The organism is Bacteroidota bacterium, assembly GCA_034723125.1.
Classification (GTDB): Bacteria; Bacteroidota; Bacteroidia; order CAILMK01; family JAAYUY01; genus JAYEOP01.
The window spans coordinates 1-16,136 of the sequence record JAYEOP010000130.1; the positions used below are offsets into that span (position 1 = coordinate 1).

At 29.1% G+C, this 16,136-nt stretch carries 13 protein-coding genes and 1 tRNA gene; 6 read left to right on the forward strand and 8 right to left on the reverse strand.

Features of this window, described 5'->3' with window-relative positions:
- Window positions 1–307 precede the first annotated feature (307 nt).
- The gene (locus U9R42_03915) at window positions 308–2,560 is read left to right on the forward strand and encodes a PQQ-binding-like beta-propeller repeat protein (protein MEA3495163.1); all 2,253 of its coding nucleotides are present in this window, start codon (window positions 308–310) and stop codon (window positions 2,558–2,560) included.
- Window positions 2,561–2,663: 103 nt separating this feature from the next.
- On the opposite strand, the gene U9R42_03920 is transcribed toward U9R42_03915, so the two are convergent.
- From U9R42_03920 to U9R42_03930, 3 genes are all read right to left on the reverse strand, one after another.
- A complete protein-coding gene (locus U9R42_03920) occupies window positions 2,664–3,413 on the reverse strand; it encodes a hypothetical protein (protein MEA3495164.1) in 750 nt (249 codons plus the stop codon).
- Window positions 3,414–4,276: 863 nt separating this feature from the next.
- Window positions 4,277–5,212, reverse strand: coding sequence for a LamG-like jellyroll fold domain-containing protein (locus tag U9R42_03925; protein MEA3495165.1), 936 nt, complete (start codon window positions 5,210–5,212; stop codon window positions 4,277–4,279).
- 105 nt (window positions 5,213–5,317) lie between these two features.
- Complete coding sequence (locus U9R42_03930; GenBank protein MEA3495166.1) at window positions 5,318–6,322, reverse strand: hypothetical protein; 1,005 nt, start codon at window positions 6,320–6,322, stop codon at window positions 5,318–5,320.
- A gap of 63 nt (window positions 6,323–6,385) precedes the next feature.
- Here U9R42_03930 and U9R42_03935 point away from each other — a divergent pair, with 63 nt between their 5' ends.
- Both U9R42_03935 and panB read left to right on the forward strand, forming a co-directional pair.
- Window positions 6,386–7,492, forward strand: coding sequence for a hypothetical protein (locus U9R42_03935; protein ID MEA3495167.1), 1,107 nt, complete (start codon window positions 6,386–6,388; stop codon window positions 7,490–7,492).
- A gap of 3 nt (window positions 7,493–7,495) precedes the next feature.
- On the forward strand, window positions 7,496–8,314 hold the full coding sequence (gene panB / locus U9R42_03940; GenBank protein MEA3495168.1) for a 3-methyl-2-oxobutanoate hydroxymethyltransferase: 819 nt from the start codon (window positions 7,496–7,498) through the stop codon (window positions 8,312–8,314).
- Between the two features lie 252 nt (window positions 8,315–8,566).
- On the opposite strand, the gene U9R42_03945 is transcribed toward panB, so the two are convergent.
- From U9R42_03945 to U9R42_03965, 5 genes are all read right to left on the reverse strand, one after another.
- Window positions 8,567–8,637 (reverse strand) — tRNA-Cys (locus tag U9R42_03945).
- A gap of 194 nt (window positions 8,638–8,831) precedes the next feature.
- A complete protein-coding gene (gene folB / locus U9R42_03950) occupies window positions 8,832–9,188 on the reverse strand; it encodes a dihydroneopterin aldolase (protein ID MEA3495169.1) in 357 nt (118 codons plus the stop codon).
- 546 nt (window positions 9,189–9,734) lie between these two features.
- Window positions 9,735–10,988: an arginine deiminase family protein gene (locus tag U9R42_03955; GenBank protein MEA3495170.1), complete on the reverse strand. Its 1,254-nt coding sequence runs from the start codon at window positions 10,986–10,988 to the stop codon at window positions 9,735–9,737.
- A gap of 52 nt (window positions 10,989–11,040) precedes the next feature.
- Window positions 11,041–12,147: an NADP-dependent oxidoreductase gene (locus U9R42_03960; GenBank protein MEA3495171.1), complete on the reverse strand. Its 1,107-nt coding sequence runs from the start codon at window positions 12,145–12,147 to the stop codon at window positions 11,041–11,043.
- Window positions 12,148–12,488: 341 nt separating this feature from the next.
- On the reverse strand, window positions 12,489–13,058 hold the full coding sequence (locus U9R42_03965; GenBank protein ID MEA3495172.1) for an aminodeoxychorismate/anthranilate synthase component II: 570 nt from the start codon (window positions 13,056–13,058) through the stop codon (window positions 12,489–12,491).
- Between the two features lie 76 nt (window positions 13,059–13,134).
- Between U9R42_03965 and U9R42_03970 the strand changes: the two genes are divergently transcribed.
- The 3 genes from U9R42_03970 (at window position 13,135) to U9R42_03980 (ending at window position 16,133) form a co-directional block, all read left to right on the forward strand.
- Window positions 13,135–14,109: an aminodeoxychorismate synthase component I gene (locus tag U9R42_03970; GenBank protein MEA3495173.1), complete on the forward strand. Its 975-nt coding sequence runs from the start codon at window positions 13,135–13,137 to the stop codon at window positions 14,107–14,109.
- Entirely contained in the window at window positions 14,093–14,710 is a 618-nt protein-coding gene (locus U9R42_03975) for an aminotransferase class IV family protein (protein ID MEA3495174.1), read from the forward strand. Before U9R42_03970 ends, U9R42_03975 begins: the two co-directional genes overlap by 17 nt.
- 184 nt (window positions 14,711–14,894) lie before the next feature.
- Window positions 14,895–16,133, forward strand: a complete 1,239-nt coding sequence (locus U9R42_03980; protein ID MEA3495175.1) for a peptidase C1 — start codon at window positions 14,895–14,897, stop codon at window positions 16,131–16,133.
- Window positions 16,134–16,136: the final 3 nt, after the last annotated feature.

The following is a 16,136-nucleotide window of genomic DNA, read 5'->3' on the forward strand; positions in this document are numbered from 1 at the left end:
ATGCGAAACTTGAGTTAATAAAAAAAGAATCTGGTATCCCCGAAATAAATACGGGAGTGAACTATGTCGATGGATTAGCATAGTTTGTACCGCAAAATTTCGGTACAAGCTATGATAACCTTTCGGTATGAAAATTATTTTAAGATTTTTTAGAGTGGACTCATTATTACTAAAACAAATTTTTAAAAATTTCGTTTATCAATTAATTGTCTCTATTTAATTTCATTTTATGCTATAACTTCTACACTCAAAACATTTTTTTAAAAGTAAATTATTTTGATTTTTTAAATTATTAAAAAATAATAAAATGAAAAAAACAGCTCTAATACTCGTACTCTTGATGTTAAATTTTATTGCTTTTTCTCAGGGAACCCTTATTTGTAAAATTAAAGTTTTGAATAAAAATGAAATGCCCATTTCCGGTTTTGAATTGGTTTTTAAAGAAAAATCTCAAAACTTAGTAATTAAAAAAATAACGGATATTGATGGTGTTGCAAATGTAGAATTCGACAAAGGAGAAATATGGACTTTAAATTTTAAAGATGTCAAAAATTATCATACATTCAGAGTTCCTTCTTCTGGTACAAAAAATTCATTTTTTTCATTTGTTTACGATCCTATGTATTTTAAATTTAAAAGTCGAGAAGTTGCTGACAGAACAAATGTTAATATTCAAGAAATAAATCAGGAATATATTAAAAAAATAAAGCCTGTAAAAAACATGGGTTTTGTAATAATAACTTTAATTACTCCTGAAAATCAAGTTGTAAAAAACACAGCTGTTGCATTGTTTAATTTGAAGCAAAAAACAAAATATTTAAATAAAACCAATTCGCAGGGTAAAGCATTTTTTATCGTTCCTTATGGCTTTTCCTATGAAGTTGATGTGAAAAATTTGGAATGCTATGATAAAGTATCAATGCTAAGTAAAAGATATTCAATTGTTTCGGCTAAGGTAAGTTATAAACCAACCGAAATTAATGAACAATTGGTTAATGATACTTTTATACAAAATATTGCTAATAATAAATTTAAACCTACTTCAGAAAGAGCTTTTTTAACAGTAAGGGTTTTTGATTTTGAGAATGGAGCGTTAAATAATGAAGAAGTGGTTTTGGAGATGATTGATTCAGAGAAATGCTATAAAGCAATTACTAACATAAAGGGTGAAACTAAATTTTTGCTTCCTATTAATTCAAAATATCTTGTGCATTTTAAATACGAGAGAAGTGTGGGAGTAATTGATTTAAGTAATGTTATAGGATTTAAAACCGTTTCTGTTAGATATAACTATCGTGGTAGTAACGAAATTGAGGACTTTTATCGAAGCACTGAAAGAGATAAGAATGGATTTATTACCAAGTTTATGACAACTCCGATAATAAAAGCCAAACCATTGGATTATGATTATTTAGAAAAAACCGATATAGGTTATAATATTTGTTTTAAATCAAAAACTCAAACATCAACACCTCTTGTTGTTGATGATAATTTTTATATGCATAATGGTTATTTAGAACGTGGATTTTATTGTTTTGATATGAATGACGGTAGTTATGAATGGGGGGTAGAACTTGCTGAAAGTGGAGTGAGTACTGCGGTTTGTGATGAAGATATTATTTTATTAAATACATATTCTTGTACTTTATATGCAATTAATGCTAAAACAGGTGAATTGATTTGGTCAAAGTGGCTGGGTCCTATTTTATATCATACACCTTCTGTAAAAAATGGGAAAGTATATGCTGTATATCCAAACAGTCTTGATTTTTTAAATGATAATTCAAAAGGGGAGTTTGTTCTCGTTTGTTTTGACTTACAAAGCGGTAATATTGTTTGGCAAAATTGGTTGAACTCAGAAGTACTTTCTGCAGTTGTTGTTACAGAAAAGAACGTTTATTTAACAACTTTAAGTGGTTCACTTTATTTATTTGATAATTCAAACGGAGAGAAAATTAATAGTCTTAATTGTAATGCAACAACTCCCCCAATGGTAGTTAACGATAGAGTTTTTGTTACTCAAAAAGTTAAAGGTGAATCTGATTACGAAGAGAATGTAGTTTATAGTGCAAAGGATTTAAGTTACATTCAGGCTTTTTCAAATCTAAGAGGAAAAGTTAAAGATGAAATTTACTCCTTGAGTAATGCTGACAAAATGAATCATAGTGGAAGCAGGATGCTACATTATAAAAATAAGAATTACAATGTGATTGATAACAGACTTATTTGTTCTAATCCAAATAATGGTGCAATTATCTGGTCGGCAGAACTATCAAAAAAACCGGAAGACAATGCAAGTATGCCGGTAATAACAAATGATAGATTGATTATTGGTTCAATTGACGGATATGTAAGAATATTTAATGCTGAGAATGGTAAGAAACTTAGTGAGTTTAATACTGGCGAACAAATTTGTATTCAACCTGCGGTTAACAACGGTGTAATTTCATGTGGTACAAAAAATGGGAAAATTGTTACAATTGATACAAAAGATAAAAGCTTAACAGGGTGGAATCAATGGTGCATAGACGGTGGACATAACACTGTTATTAAAGATTAAAAAAATGTTACTACTCAGCAACTTTGCAGAATATAAAAACCACTGACGAAGTCTGTGGCAAATTATTAAGTCTCAATATCTTATACTTGCTGAGTAGCAAGGTTTACCATCTTTTTCCAACAGAAAGATTTAAATATAAATTGTAATAAATATTTTGGTTTTCTATATAGGCTAAGATTGGGAGTTTATCGGGGAAGGCATCAATCATAAAACCTGCTTCAAGGGATTTGTAATTTTCTTCATATTCATTCCATTCAAAGCTAAGGCTGAACTTGGCAAACAAACCAAAAGCGGCTGTTAAATCCTCAAAGCCTTTAAAATATGTTGTGCCACCATAAATATTTCCTTGATTATAATGATGAGGATTGCTCGGGTCATATTTTTCAGTTTCTTTATAAAATTTACCATCATCATTTTTATAAATAAATTCAAGGTAAATGGGATTGAGTAAAGCTAAATCACCACCTATTACAAAATTTGCTTTAGCTTTAATTCCAAAAGGATTTTCTTTATCGGCAATAATGTATTGATACCCAAACCCGGGACGAATTAATAAAATATGGTATTTTCTTCCGTAAACATAAGGTTTCGCATTCTCAAGAACAGGGTTTAAAACTTTTATTTCTTTGGGATGTTTTAGAGAAAGGATATCAAGATTAAGAATAAAATTATTGCTTACATTTTTATTGACCAGATATTGAAAATTTCCTCCCCAGCCATTTGTGTGTAATTGAATACCAACGGCTATTGAATTATCATATTTTATAGTCGTGTATTGATTGATAGCATTTTCCTGCCCAATTAGTTGGAGTGAAAGAAAAATTGAGAACAATATTGGAAATACTTTTTTCATTAAGGAAAATATTCTTTATATATAATTGATATAAATAATTATTTGTAAGAACTTTCAATTGCAAATTGTGTGCTATTTGTGGAGTTATCCATCATAGGGCATAAATCTCTTTCGCATGCTCCAAGTATTATTATTAATGTAATTGCAGTTAATAGTATTTTGATTTTTTTTAACACAATTCAAATTATTTAAGTTAAAAACAAAAAGCAAAGTTAACACTCAACACATGGAAAATAATATTTTAATTTAATTATTTGTTAACGAGATGTTAATGTTTTATCATTTTTATTCATGCAAAATCCAGGACAAAGGTCTTGATGACACGAGATAAAAGCAAATAATGAAATTAGAAAAATGATTAATAAAAGTAATCTTTTTGAAAAAGAAAATATTTTGTTAAATTTGTCCATACTTATATTATTGTTTGACAATGTTGCAAAGGTACAAAATAATTTAGTTTGTGGATATATTATACTGAAAATTATGGTGACTTTAGTTTTCTTGTTACTAAGACACTAAGAATCACGAATGTTTTTTTGTTTGCCACAAAGACATAAAGACACAAAGGAACACGAATTTTTTTTTGTTTTCCACTAAGAAATAAATGTACAAATTTTCATAAAGATTTTTTTTAGTGACTCTTCGTGCCTTAGAGTCTTTGTGGCTACTCTTTTTTGTTTGCCACAAAGACACGAAGACACAAAGGAACACTAATTTTTTTTTGTTTTCCACTAAGAAATAAATGTACAAATTTTCATAAAGATTTTTTTTAGTGACTCTTCGTGCCTTAGAGTCTTTGTGGCTACTCTTTTTTGTTTGCCACAAAGACACGAAGACAGTAAGTAACTAAATATGTATTGTTTCTACTGTAATTGTAGTTTACCTGAAGTTAAGATTCCCTTGCTTGTTGAATAAATCTGATAATAATAAATTCCATTTGCTTCGTTTTGTCTTTGAAAATGTGTGGTCTCATTATTAATTTGAATTTTCCTAACACTTTGACCTGAAGAATTATAAAGTTCAAGAATCATTTCATTATTGTAAATTTCAGGTATTTCAATATTTACAAAGCTTTTTGCAGGATTAGGGTATAGATTAATTTTTTCATGTTTGATATAATTCTCTTTGATAGAAGTGTAATATTGATTTATTTCACTATCAGTTAAAGTGCAATTAAACATCTTAATATTGTCTATTGACCCATGAAAGAAATAATCTATTTTTCTGCCACATCCAATTCTTGTATTTTCAGCTCCATCAGGGCTTCCATGATAGTACCCCATTACGCCTGAATAAATTTTTACTCCGTCAAGATAATAATGTAATGAGTCTTGATTAAGTGCAACTGCAACAAAGTACCATTGATTCAAATTGATAGAAGCCTCAAATTGGTTGCCAGTTTTTCCAACATTATATTTTAAATTATATTGAGAGCCATCTTTAACAATTACAATGATATTTTTTCCATAAAGTAAATCAGGTGTGTCATTGTTTAAAATAACTCCTGATTCATTATGTGATTGAGATTTAAACCATAGTGTTATGGATCTTTCAGGGTAATCAAATGTTTCAGGTAAAATGATATAATTATCTATTCCATTGAAAGAAAATGCTGCGTTATTATCTCCTGTAAATCCTGTTGTTATAATTGCACCATGATTTGTGCCGTGATAATTGTTTGTTGTCTTATCCATTACATTGGCATCAAACTGATAGTCGGCTACTATACAAGAACTCCTTTGTGAATATACTGATACAGAACAAAAAAGTATTATTGTCAGGAAGTAAATATTTTTCATGTTTTTTGATTTAAAAGTTAATAATTATTAAGTTTTCTATTTCATTATTAATTTTCAAATATAATCCATTATCTTATATAACAAATATTTTTTATCCACTTATTTTTAATCAATAAAATTTAAATCAATTGTTTGACTACTGTTAAATAAATAATTTTTTGCTAATGAGGATAGTTCAGTGGAATAATTATTGAGATTTCGTGATGAAAATACACCTAAGCCATTTTCAATATTTGTGTATTCAGGTTTTTTTTGAACAATTCCAACTGAAGGACGATTTACATATATGTAGTAATAAATTTCTTTTCCTCCTGCCGAAAAAAGTAGTTCTATGTTATTTCTTGGTAGTTTTCTTTCAATGGATACATCAGCTTCAATATTATCTGCAATAAATTCAAAAAATTTCTTGCCATTAACACTTATTTCCATTTCAATGCTTGTTTGGCTTGGGGTTTTTAAATATGAAGCTAAGCTCCAAATAAGCTCAACAGTATCTTTTTTGGATGGATTATTTTTTTTGTATTCCAAATAGGTAAATTTTAAATCAATGTTATAGAAATAGGCATTTTCTCCGGGAAACCATTTTATTTTTGTTTTATTAGCTGTGTCAAAATGAATCAATCCCATTGGTCGTATTTGAATCATATTTCCTACAATATCTGTTTGAGAGCTAATGGCTTTTCCTGTTTTTGTATTTGTTATTTTTAATTTATAAATTGAGTTTTTATCTAATTCGGTACCTGAGGGTGTACGATATAAGTGTTGTCCCGGTGCATAAAAATCTCCGTAAACACTTTTGTTCTCGTTGTATTCTTTAAACAGAATTATATCGGATTTATGATTGCCGTTTTTCCATTCTTCAAGTACTACAAATAAGGAATCCATGTAGTAAAGTGAATCTGGGTTATTTGATGCAATTGAATCAGCTATCATTCCTTCGTTTGTAAATGCTTTTCCAATTTTTATGTAATGAATATTGTTGCTCTCATTTGGATTTAACATGCCATAAACAATGGTAATATCTTTCCATTCGGAATTAACTTGAAAGTCTTCTTCACATGAAAAAAGGAAGAGCGAAAAAACTAAAAGGATAAAAATTTTTTTAAACATCAAATAATTTTATAAACTTTATTAACTTTGTAAATTATACTGGTGCAAATTTATCATTTATTTATGAAATTCATAACTATAATTTTTGTTTTTGTTTGTGTGTTTTCTGCGAATTCACAAAATATTAATCTTAATCACTTTGATAAGGAATTATTTTCCTGTGATTTTTCGGATAAAAAAACTGCTGAACTCTGGCCTTCCATGAATAGTTCTGATGGCTTAATTATGATTCAAAACAACAAATATGTTATTGATAGAAAAGATGAATTTAGGGGTTATAATGTTTTCCCTGAATATTTGAATTTTTATAAAAATTGTGAGTTACAGTTTTCATTCACACTAAATTCTGATGAACCTGCAGGTATTCTTTTTAATTTTAATGAAAAGAAAAATCAAGGATATCTTATTGAAATAAACAGTAATAGAAAATTTAGAATTAAAAAGTTTCTTTCAAATGGTCAATTTGAATTTATTACAGGGAAAAATGAAAAAAAAAGTTGGCTAAAGTTTAAAATGCTTAACAAAGACAATGTTATTAATGATATAAATATTCTTGTTATTGAAAATGATGTAGAAATTTATTTAAATAATTTTTTTGCTTATTCATTCACATCAAAAATGCAGTATCAGTGCAGAAATTTTGGTATTTATGTAAGTCCTTCGAGTAAAATATCAGTTGATAAAATTAATTTATTAATTCATCATAATGATTTTGGAAAATATAACAATATTATAGGTGCATCTGATTCTGAGGGTAATATCGATTTAAAGAATAATTCATCATCATCTCAAAATGTTAGAAAATATCTTAATAAAATAGTTTCGCTCAATAATGAATTGAAAACTTTGGAATTGGAAATTGTGCAAAATGTAAAAAAACTTGAAAGGTGTAAGTATGATAATTCTATGCTAAATAATTATATATCAATCAACTTAGATACTGAACTTCAAAAAAAACTTAATAAAGCTGAACGCGAGTTGGTAATATTAAAGCAAAAACAATCCGATCTTATTGCTGAAAATAAATCTTTGCAAGAATTTAAAAGATTTTATCTGAACGATAAAAATGATAAAGACATTGTGAATTTTTTGTATGACGAAATTCATAAAATTGAAAAAGAAAACGAAAAATTGAAGCGTGAAATTACACGGCTTAAATCAAAATACTAATATATGTCCACTTATAAAAGAAGTTTTCCCAAGATTACAACTAAGGTTCTTCAAACTTTAAAAAAGAAGAAGGAAAAAATTGCTATGATAACTGCTTACGATTTTACAACAGCTAAGATTGTTGATAATGCAGGTATTGATATTATATTAGTTGGAGATTCTGCTTCAAATGTTATGGCAGGACACGAAACTACTTTGCCAATTACACTTGACCAAATGATTTACCATGCCGCTTCTGTTGTAAGGGCAAAAGTAAATGCAATGGTAGTTGTTGATTTGCCTTTTGGTGCTTATCAGGGGAATTCAAAAATAGCTTTAGATTCAGCAATAAGAATTATGAAAGAATCGGGAGCTAATTCTGTTAAAATGGAAGGTGGTGAAGAAATTCTTGAATCTATAAATAGAATAATAACAGCAGGAATACCCGTTATGGGTCATTTAGGTCTTACTCCTCAGTCAATAAATAAATTTGGAACTTATACCGTAAGAGCAAAGAGTGAAGCTGAAGCTGATAAATTAATGAAAGATGCCAGCATACTTGAAGAAGCGGGATGTTTTGCAATAGTACTTGAAAAAATTCCTGAAAAGCTTGCACAAATTGTTGCCAACAATTTAGTGATTCCGGTAATTGGTATTGGTGCAGGTCAGCATGTTGACGGTCAGGTTCTTGTTTATCATGATATGATTGGCTTAAATCAAGATTTTCATCCTCGTTTTTTAAGACGTTATGCAGACCTTAATAAAATTGTTACCGAAGCAGTTCAAAATTATATTGTTGATGTAAAATCAATGGATTTTCCTTCGGAGGATGAAAGTTACTAATACTAAACCGCCATCAAGATACTGAAAATAAAACATTTCTTTTCGCCCTGTTTTTATTCAAAAAATTATTCCGTAGCTATGGCTATGCAAGAATTTTGTGAAGAAAAACAAAACAAAAATAATTTATTTTCTTAATCAGCATCTTAATAGCGGTTTAGTATAACACAGATTCATATACTTAGTGCCTCTAAGAAAACTATCAAATTTTGCAGAGTTTTCTTAGAGACACTACTTATAAAAAAGGGGGAGTTGAGGTCGCGAGCGGACTCGAACCGCTGTGACTGGTTTTGCAGACCAACGCCTAACCACTCGGCCACGCGACCTTTTTTTGAGTTGCAAAGATACTAATTATTATTTAGTGTCTCTTAGAAAACTCTACAAAATTAAAAATGTTTCTTTTTGCGATATTTTTATTTTTCTCAAATCACTGATGCAAAGGCATCAGTTCATATCCAAAAAGTAAAAATCTCATCAAAAATAATTCATTTTATAAAAATAGATAGTTTTCTAAGAGGCACTATTTAATAAACAAAGTTTCTACAAAAGCTGAATTGACTTTTTCATTCCTTATCGGGTTTAATTTCCTTACTTTTAAGCGTACTTTTATTAGCTTTGGATATTCTTTAATTATTCCTTTGTAAATTTCTTCCAAAACAGTTTCAATAAGATTAAACTTTTTGACCATATTTGCTTTTACAATGTTACATACCTTCTCGTAATCAATTGTTTGATCAAGTTCATCCTCAATATTTGAAAAATCTATATCTGTTTCCAGTGTTACATCAACGAGAAAAATTCTTCCTTCTTCTTTTTCCCATGAGTAAACGCCTACTGGTGCTTTTACTTCAATTCCTTCAATGCCAATAATACTCATAAACTTAATTTGTGTTATTTAAACAGATATATTTTAAGAGTGCAAAATATAATTATTTAATAAACTTGAAGAAATTAGAAAAAGAAAAATTTAACTGAATTATTATCATCAAATCTTTTTAAATGTTGATAAGTCTTGACTTATCAAGATTTGAATAGATTGCAATAAAAACTTGATAAATTATTTTGAAATGTTCTATTAGTGGTATTTAGTGCCTCTAAGAAAACTATCAAATTTTGCAGAGTTTTCTTAGAGACACTATTTAGTGGCTATAAGAAAACTCATATATTTTTGACTGTTAGAATATTATGTGTATTTTGTCGCTTGAATCTAATGTCATAAAGTAGTCATTAAATTGTCACTAAGTTACAAAACCCAATGACAGCTTGGCTAAATGACTATTAATGACAATTGAATGACTTTTACATTCACATCCATTATTAATTCAAAGCCCAAGTATAATGAGTAATACAAAGTTTTCTTAGAGGCACTATTTAACCCAACTTGGCTCTACTCAAATACACATTCCTAACTTGTAAAAATTGATTAAATTTTGCTTCTGCTTACCGGCATTGTCATACATCTACAACCGCCACCACCACGTGCTAATTCGCCACCTTCCATGGTGATTACATATTTTTCGTAATTGTTTAAATTTATTTTTTTACTAATAACATCTTTGGCTTTTATAACTTCAAATCCGTTATTATTCATTTCTTCAATTGTATAAATATTTCTGCCGTAGCCAATTACTTTTCCGGGGGCAAGAGCAAAGAAGTTTGCTCCACTATGCCATTGCTCTCTATCCTGAATATAGCTGTCTTTTTTGCCACCACAATAAATCGGTTCCATATCCATTCCAAGTTCTTTAAGTGCCGATGGAATACTTTTTTTCTCTTTTATTGAAATTACTTTTCCGTTATCAATTTGAATATGAATAGTTAAAAACCTGTTTGTTTTGAGGATAAGTGGTTCATAAACCATACATTTATCGTTATCAAGAAAAGTAAAAGCCATATCAAGATGAATAAATGATTCAGGCTCATAAGGCAATTCTTGAATAATTATGTGTCTTTTTACTTTTTGTTTTTTTATGTATTCAATAACTTGGTCAATTCCTTGAGTTGTTGTTCTGTCTCCATTCCCAATAAGTAAAATATCCTCTCTTGCAACAAGAATATCACCGCCTTCAATTGTAGCTTTAGAATCAGAATTTTCATAGCGGGCAAGATTTACGGTTTCTGAATGTAAAAGAGGGTGGTGCTTAAAAATTGCTTCCATTATAAGTGATTCTCTGTCTCTTACATTGCTTGCCATTTTGTTGATAAGCACCTTGTTGTATATTGTCGATGAGGCATCTCTTGTAAAAAAGAAATTATGCAATGGGCGTAATGAATATCTTTCTTTATCAAGAAATTTTGAAAGATTATCTTTTACCATTACAACACCTTCAATGAGCTTAGTTGATAATTCCTCATGATTTAGTGAACACAAATAATCAGTTAGCTCAACAATGTTTTCATTTTTACAAATGAAATTTATCAGTTCTGTTTTTACATCATTGTTTTTTAAAATATCTGATAGAAGTTCTTTTGCTTGAAAAGTGTTTGTTAATTCCGATAAAAGAGCATTAAGCTGTTTATATTCTTTTTTTGCAGTATTGAGGTTTAAAATATCACTGTACAAAGCTCTCTCGGCATTTTCAGGAATCATGTTTTCAACTTCATGTCCCGGTGTGTGCAAAATAACTCCATTGAGTTTTCCTATTTCTGAAAAAATATTTGCTTTTAAATGTTTCATTTGTTGTGATTAATGTGATTACAAAATTATGAAAATACTTTGTGCTTAAACCTCAAATCCATCTAACAATCTTCGCAACAAAAGCATTTGGGAAAAATGGTGAATTCAAGAAATTTGCTACGAATTTGGAAGCTTGAAGTTGTTTTTTATTAATCTCCGAAACTTTTACCAATTGTTTTCCTGTATTTGTTCCGTCAACTAAGCCTGTAAGTGCTTTTGGTGCTGAGGCAAGTCCTTCACTTATGTTTTCCCTGATTTTTATTTTTCCTTCTTTTATCCATTTCAAAAGCATGAGTATTGCTTCAATATATCTCTTTTCAAAATCAATTACTACAAAGCCTTGTTTCCGAATTCTTTTTCTTAGCAAAACAGTCGTATCTCGCATTCCTACATCCTGTTTGGCAGAGTCTAAATTAGAAAGAGACATCCTACCACAAAGTACTATTCGTGCAAAATTATTGTATGAATCCAAAAGTGAATTTGCAAAATCACCTGCTACGTTATCAAAATAAATGTCAACTCCATTTGGACAAACATCCTTTATTGCCTTTGACAAGTCCTTTTCTTTTTTATAATTAATTGCTTCATCAAAATTAAGTTTATTTTTTAAGTAATCAACTTTTTCGTCAGTGCCGGCAATACCAATGGTTTTACATCCTTTTATTTTAGCAATTTGTCCTACAAGCGAACCAACACTTCCTGCTGCTGCCGATACTACTACCGTTTCTCCTTTTTTAGGCTTACCTACTTCAAGTAATCCGAAATAAGCCGTTACTCCAGCAAGTCCTATTACACTTAGATTCCATGAAACTTCTCCCAAATAGGGATTCAACTTTCTAATTTCTTTTGCAGGGAGTGATGTGAATTCTTGCATTCCAACATTTGCAAAAAACAAATCGCCAATCTTAAATTTTTTTGATTTTGATTCCACAACCTGTGCAATACCGTAACACTGCATAATATCTCCAACATTCGTTCTTCCCGCATAATTGTCGTCATCTCTCAGTCTTCCGAATAATGCAGGGTCCATTGAAAGCCATAGTATTTTTCCTAAAACCTCATCCTTTTGCATTTCAGGTTTTTTACCTTCAATCAATTTAAAATCAGATTCAAGTATTTTTCCTTGCGGTTGTTTCTCTAAAATTATTTGTCGGTTCATAAATTTTTTATTTTGGTTCTATGTCAAATACTGTGGGTAATCAAATTTGCCACAGACTTCGTCTGTCGAAGACATGCAAAAAGTAAAGACTACGTCTGTCAAAGACAGATTCACAGATTACAAAATTACTCTTTTTGTAATTAATGAATTTTAGCAAAATTTCGATATAACCGGACTAAAGGATATATCTTATTAGAATATTGCATATAAATTAATTTTAATCTGTGAATCTGTGGCTTTAATTTTTAAATTACTTTTTGGAGTCTATTCATTTTTTTAACTTTAAGTACTTCTTTCTGTTTATTCGTAACACATAACTTTTAGTCTTTAGATTTTAACATTTAGTTCCTTAGCCAATTCCAAATTATCTCTTTACCATACTCAGTCATAATTGATTCAGGGTGAAACTGAACTCCCTTAACATCAAATTTAGCATGAGAAATTGCCATGATATTTTTTTTCTTATCAACTGCTGTTATTTTTATACTATTAGGTAATGAAATTCTATCAATCACCCATGAATGATACCTTCCTCCTTTAATTACATCAGGAATATTTTTGAAAATATAATCATTTTTATTTTTGATAAAAATATCAGTACTTTCTCCGTGAAGAATTGTTTTCAAGTTTTTAAGTTTTGCACCAAATACCTCAGCAATTGCTTGATGTCCAAGACACACCCCAAATATACTTTTGCTACTTGCATATTTTTTAATTATTGCTTTAAGTTGTCCCGTTTCTGAAGGTAATCCGGGACCCGGAGAAATAATAATTTTATCATATTTGACAATATTCTGTATTTTAATTTCATTGATTTTAATAATTTTGTATTCGCAAAGCTTACTCTGTTCAACTATTTGAGCAAGATTGTAAGTAAATGAATCAATATTATCTATAATTAAAACTTTCACGGATTATTTTTATGTTGCAAATTTCTTTAATATTCCTGAATTAATTGCTATAGATTATTGAAATTTGTGATTTATTATGGGAAATTATTTAGAAGCAAAAACACTAATGAATGAATTAGGCGAAAAAAGAAAGCCATTTCTTTTTATTATTGATTTTGAAAAAAACTCACCTATTGTTATTCCCATTGATGAATTAGATTCTAAAAATATTTTGTTTGAAATAAATGGAATTAAAAATCATAACAAAGAAATTAAGCTGAGGGAAAAATTAATTTTTAAAAAGTATCCTGTTTCTTATAAAACTTATAATCATGCATTTAATATTGTAAAAGATAATTTAAAACATGGAAATACTTATTTGCTAAACCTTACTTTTCCCACTTCAATTGATTGTAATTTAAGTTTAAAAGAGATATTTTATTTTAGTGAAGCAAAATATAAATTATGGTATAAAGATAAATTTGTTGTTTTTTCGCCTGAGATATTTGTAAAGATAAAAAATGGAAAAATATTTTCTCATCCGATGAAAGGAACAATTGATGCATCTTTACCAAATGCCAAAGAAAAGATTTTATCAAACAAAAAAGAATATGCCGAGCATGTAACCATTGTTGACCTTATCAGAAACGACCTTAGCATGATTGCAAAAAATGTAAAAGTTGACAAATTCAGATATGTGGATGAAATTATAACTAACGAGAAAAATATTTTACAAATCAGTTCAATTATTTCAGGTGATTTACAAGCGGATTATTACAAAAGCTTAGGAGATATTTTTTTTACTTTGCTACCTGCCGGTTCTATTTGTGGTGCTCCAAAGCAAAAAACTATTGAAATTATAAATGAAGTTGAAAATTATAAAAGGGGTTTTTATACAGGTGTGTTTGGATATTTTGACGGTAAAAATCTTGATAGCGGAGTAATGATACGATTTATTGAAAAAATTGATGGTAAAATGATTTTTAAAAGTGGGGGAGGTATTACAGTGAACAGCGATTCCGACTATGAATACAATGAATTAATTGATAAAGTATATGTGCCTGTTATTTGAAACAATAAAAATTTTTAAGAAGGAAATTTACAACCTTAATTATCACAACCAAAGGTTGAATAATGCAAGGAACGAGCTTTTTGGATTAAAAAACAAAATCAAACTTGAAGAACAGATAATTTTCCCTGCTGACATCGGTAATAGTTTATACAAATGCCGTGTAATTTATTCAAAGGGAATAGAAAAAATCGAGTTTGAAAAATATGAAAGAAAGAATATTAAAAGTTTGAAGCTCGTAAATTCCGAAAATATTGATTACTCTTACAAATATTTTGACCGCTCAGAATTAAATTATCTGCAAAACGCAAGAGGAAATTGTAGCGAAATAATAATAGTTAAAAACAGATTATTAAGCGATACTACCTTTGCCAATCTTTGTTTTTTGGATGATAAAAAATGGTTTACACCCGATACTCCCTTATTAAAAGGAACAAAACGACAACAGCTTCTTGATGAGGGAAAAATTCATGAAACAAAAATTAGAGTTAAGGACATTTACAAATATGAAAAAATATCTTTAATAAATGCAATGAATGATATTGGAAATATTGAGCTTGATATTTCTTCAGTAGAAATAATTGAGGGAGATTATCAAGAGTAGCATTTATGTGGGGACTGACCAAAAAGGTGTGGGGTAAATTTGAGAGCTGTATTTTGTTAGCCGTAGTTTTAACACTAAGTACTTCAATGAATAAATATTTTATGTTTTGAATAATTAACATTAGAAAGCGGAAAAAATAATACCTTTGTAAACTAATTATTAATGAAAATCACAAAATAGAATTATGAAAAAGTTAGTATCATTATTATCAATATCTATATTTTTGTCATTAACAGTTTTTGGTCAAAACAAAGATAAAGCAATATTCAAAGAATATGAAGCAGGTTATTATCAAAATTTCATTTTAAAGGACGTGAGAAATGTTGAAAAAATAAATACAACAAAAGAAAAAGACAAGCGTTTTTTTATGGATCAATCTGAGCTAATACTTCCAAATGACCTTTCCGATTATGTAAATACATTATGGCATAAGCCAACAATTTCACAAGGTAGCACTGGTACTTGCTGGTGTTTTTCAACAATATCTTTTTTCGAATCGGAAATTTACCGTATGTATGAGAAAAAAGTAAAACTCTCGGAAATCTATGTTGTTTATTGGGAATATGTTGAAAAAGCAAAAGGATTTGTGGCAACAAGAGGGAAATCATATTTTAGTCAAGGGTCGGAAGGAAATGCAGTTACAAGAATGATAAAGATGTATGGAATTGTGCCTTGGGATGTTTATAATGGTTTACCTAATGAAAGAAAATTTCATTCTCATGATGCTATGTATAGGGAAATGAGAAATTATTTAAAATCTGTAAAAGAGGATAATGCATGGAATGAAAAATGTGTTATTGCAACAATAAAATCTATTATGAATCATCACATTGGAGAACCTCCAACAGAATTTGAATATGATGGGAAAACTATAACTCCAAAGGAATACATGAAAAATGTTCTTAAATTTCATCCTGATGATTATGTTGAAATACTTTCTTATAAGCAAGAACCATATTGGAAAAAAGTTGAATACAAAGTACCTGATAACTGGTGGCATAGCAAAGAATATTACAATGTTCCTTTAGATGATTTCATGAATATTGTTAAAAGCCTTGTTGAAGATGGCTATACAGTAAGCATAGGTGGAGATGTTTCTGAAGCAGGATTTTTAAGAACTACCAATTGTGCATTGATTCCAACATTTGATATTCCTTCTGAATACATTGATGAAAATGCCCGCCAGTTTAGGTTTTCAAATAAAACTACTACAGACGACCATGGAATGCATCTCGTTGGTTCTACTAAATTCAAAGATGATTATTGGTTTTTAATTAAAGATTCAAGTTCAGGTTCAAGAAATATTGGTGAAGATAAAGCTGAATTCGGGTATTACTTCTTTCATGAGGATTATATAAAGCTGAAAATGATGGGATTTACTGTTCATAAAGATGCTGTAAAAAAAGTACTTAAGAACTTTTAATCC

Bases quoted from the DNA above. Each gene is read 5' to 3' on its own strand.
- U9R42_03930 (MEA3495166.1), bottom strand. From the start codon at position 6,322: ATGTTTAAAAAAATTTTTATCCTTTTAGTTTTTTCGCTCTTCCTTTTT.
- U9R42_03980 (MEA3495175.1), top strand. From the start codon at position 14,895: ATGAAAAAGTTAGTATCATTATTATCAATATCTATATTTTTGTCATTA.
- U9R42_03970 (MEA3495173.1), top strand. From the start codon at position 13,135: ATGGGAAATTATTTAGAAGCAAAAACACTAATGAATGAATTAGGCGAA.
- U9R42_03920 (MEA3495164.1), bottom strand. From the start codon at position 3,413: ATGAAAAAAGTATTTCCAATATTGTTCTCAATTTTTCTTTCACTCCAA.
- U9R42_03935 (MEA3495167.1), top strand. From the start codon at position 6,386: ATGAAATTCATAACTATAATTTTTGTTTTTGTTTGTGTGTTTTCTGCG.
- folB (MEA3495169.1), bottom strand. From the start codon at position 9,188: ATGAGTATTATTGGCATTGAAGGAATTGAAGTAAAAGCACCAGTAGGC.
- U9R42_03915 (MEA3495163.1), top strand. From the start codon at position 308: ATGAAAAAAACAGCTCTAATACTCGTACTCTTGATGTTAAATTTTATT.
- U9R42_03925 (MEA3495165.1), bottom strand. From the start codon at position 5,212: ATGAAAAATATTTACTTCCTGACAATAATACTTTTTTGTTCTGTATCA.
- U9R42_03960 (MEA3495171.1), bottom strand. From the start codon at position 12,147: ATGAACCGACAAATAATTTTAGAGAAACAACCGCAAGGAAAAATACTT.
- panB (MEA3495168.1), top strand. From the start codon at position 7,496: ATGTCCACTTATAAAAGAAGTTTTCCCAAGATTACAACTAAGGTTCTT.
- U9R42_03955 (MEA3495170.1), bottom strand. From the start codon at position 10,988: ATGAAACATTTAAAAGCAAATATTTTTTCAGAAATAGGAAAACTCAAT.
- U9R42_03975 (MEA3495174.1), top strand. From the start codon at position 14,093: ATGTGCCTGTTATTTGAAACAATAAAAATTTTTAAGAAGGAAATTTAC.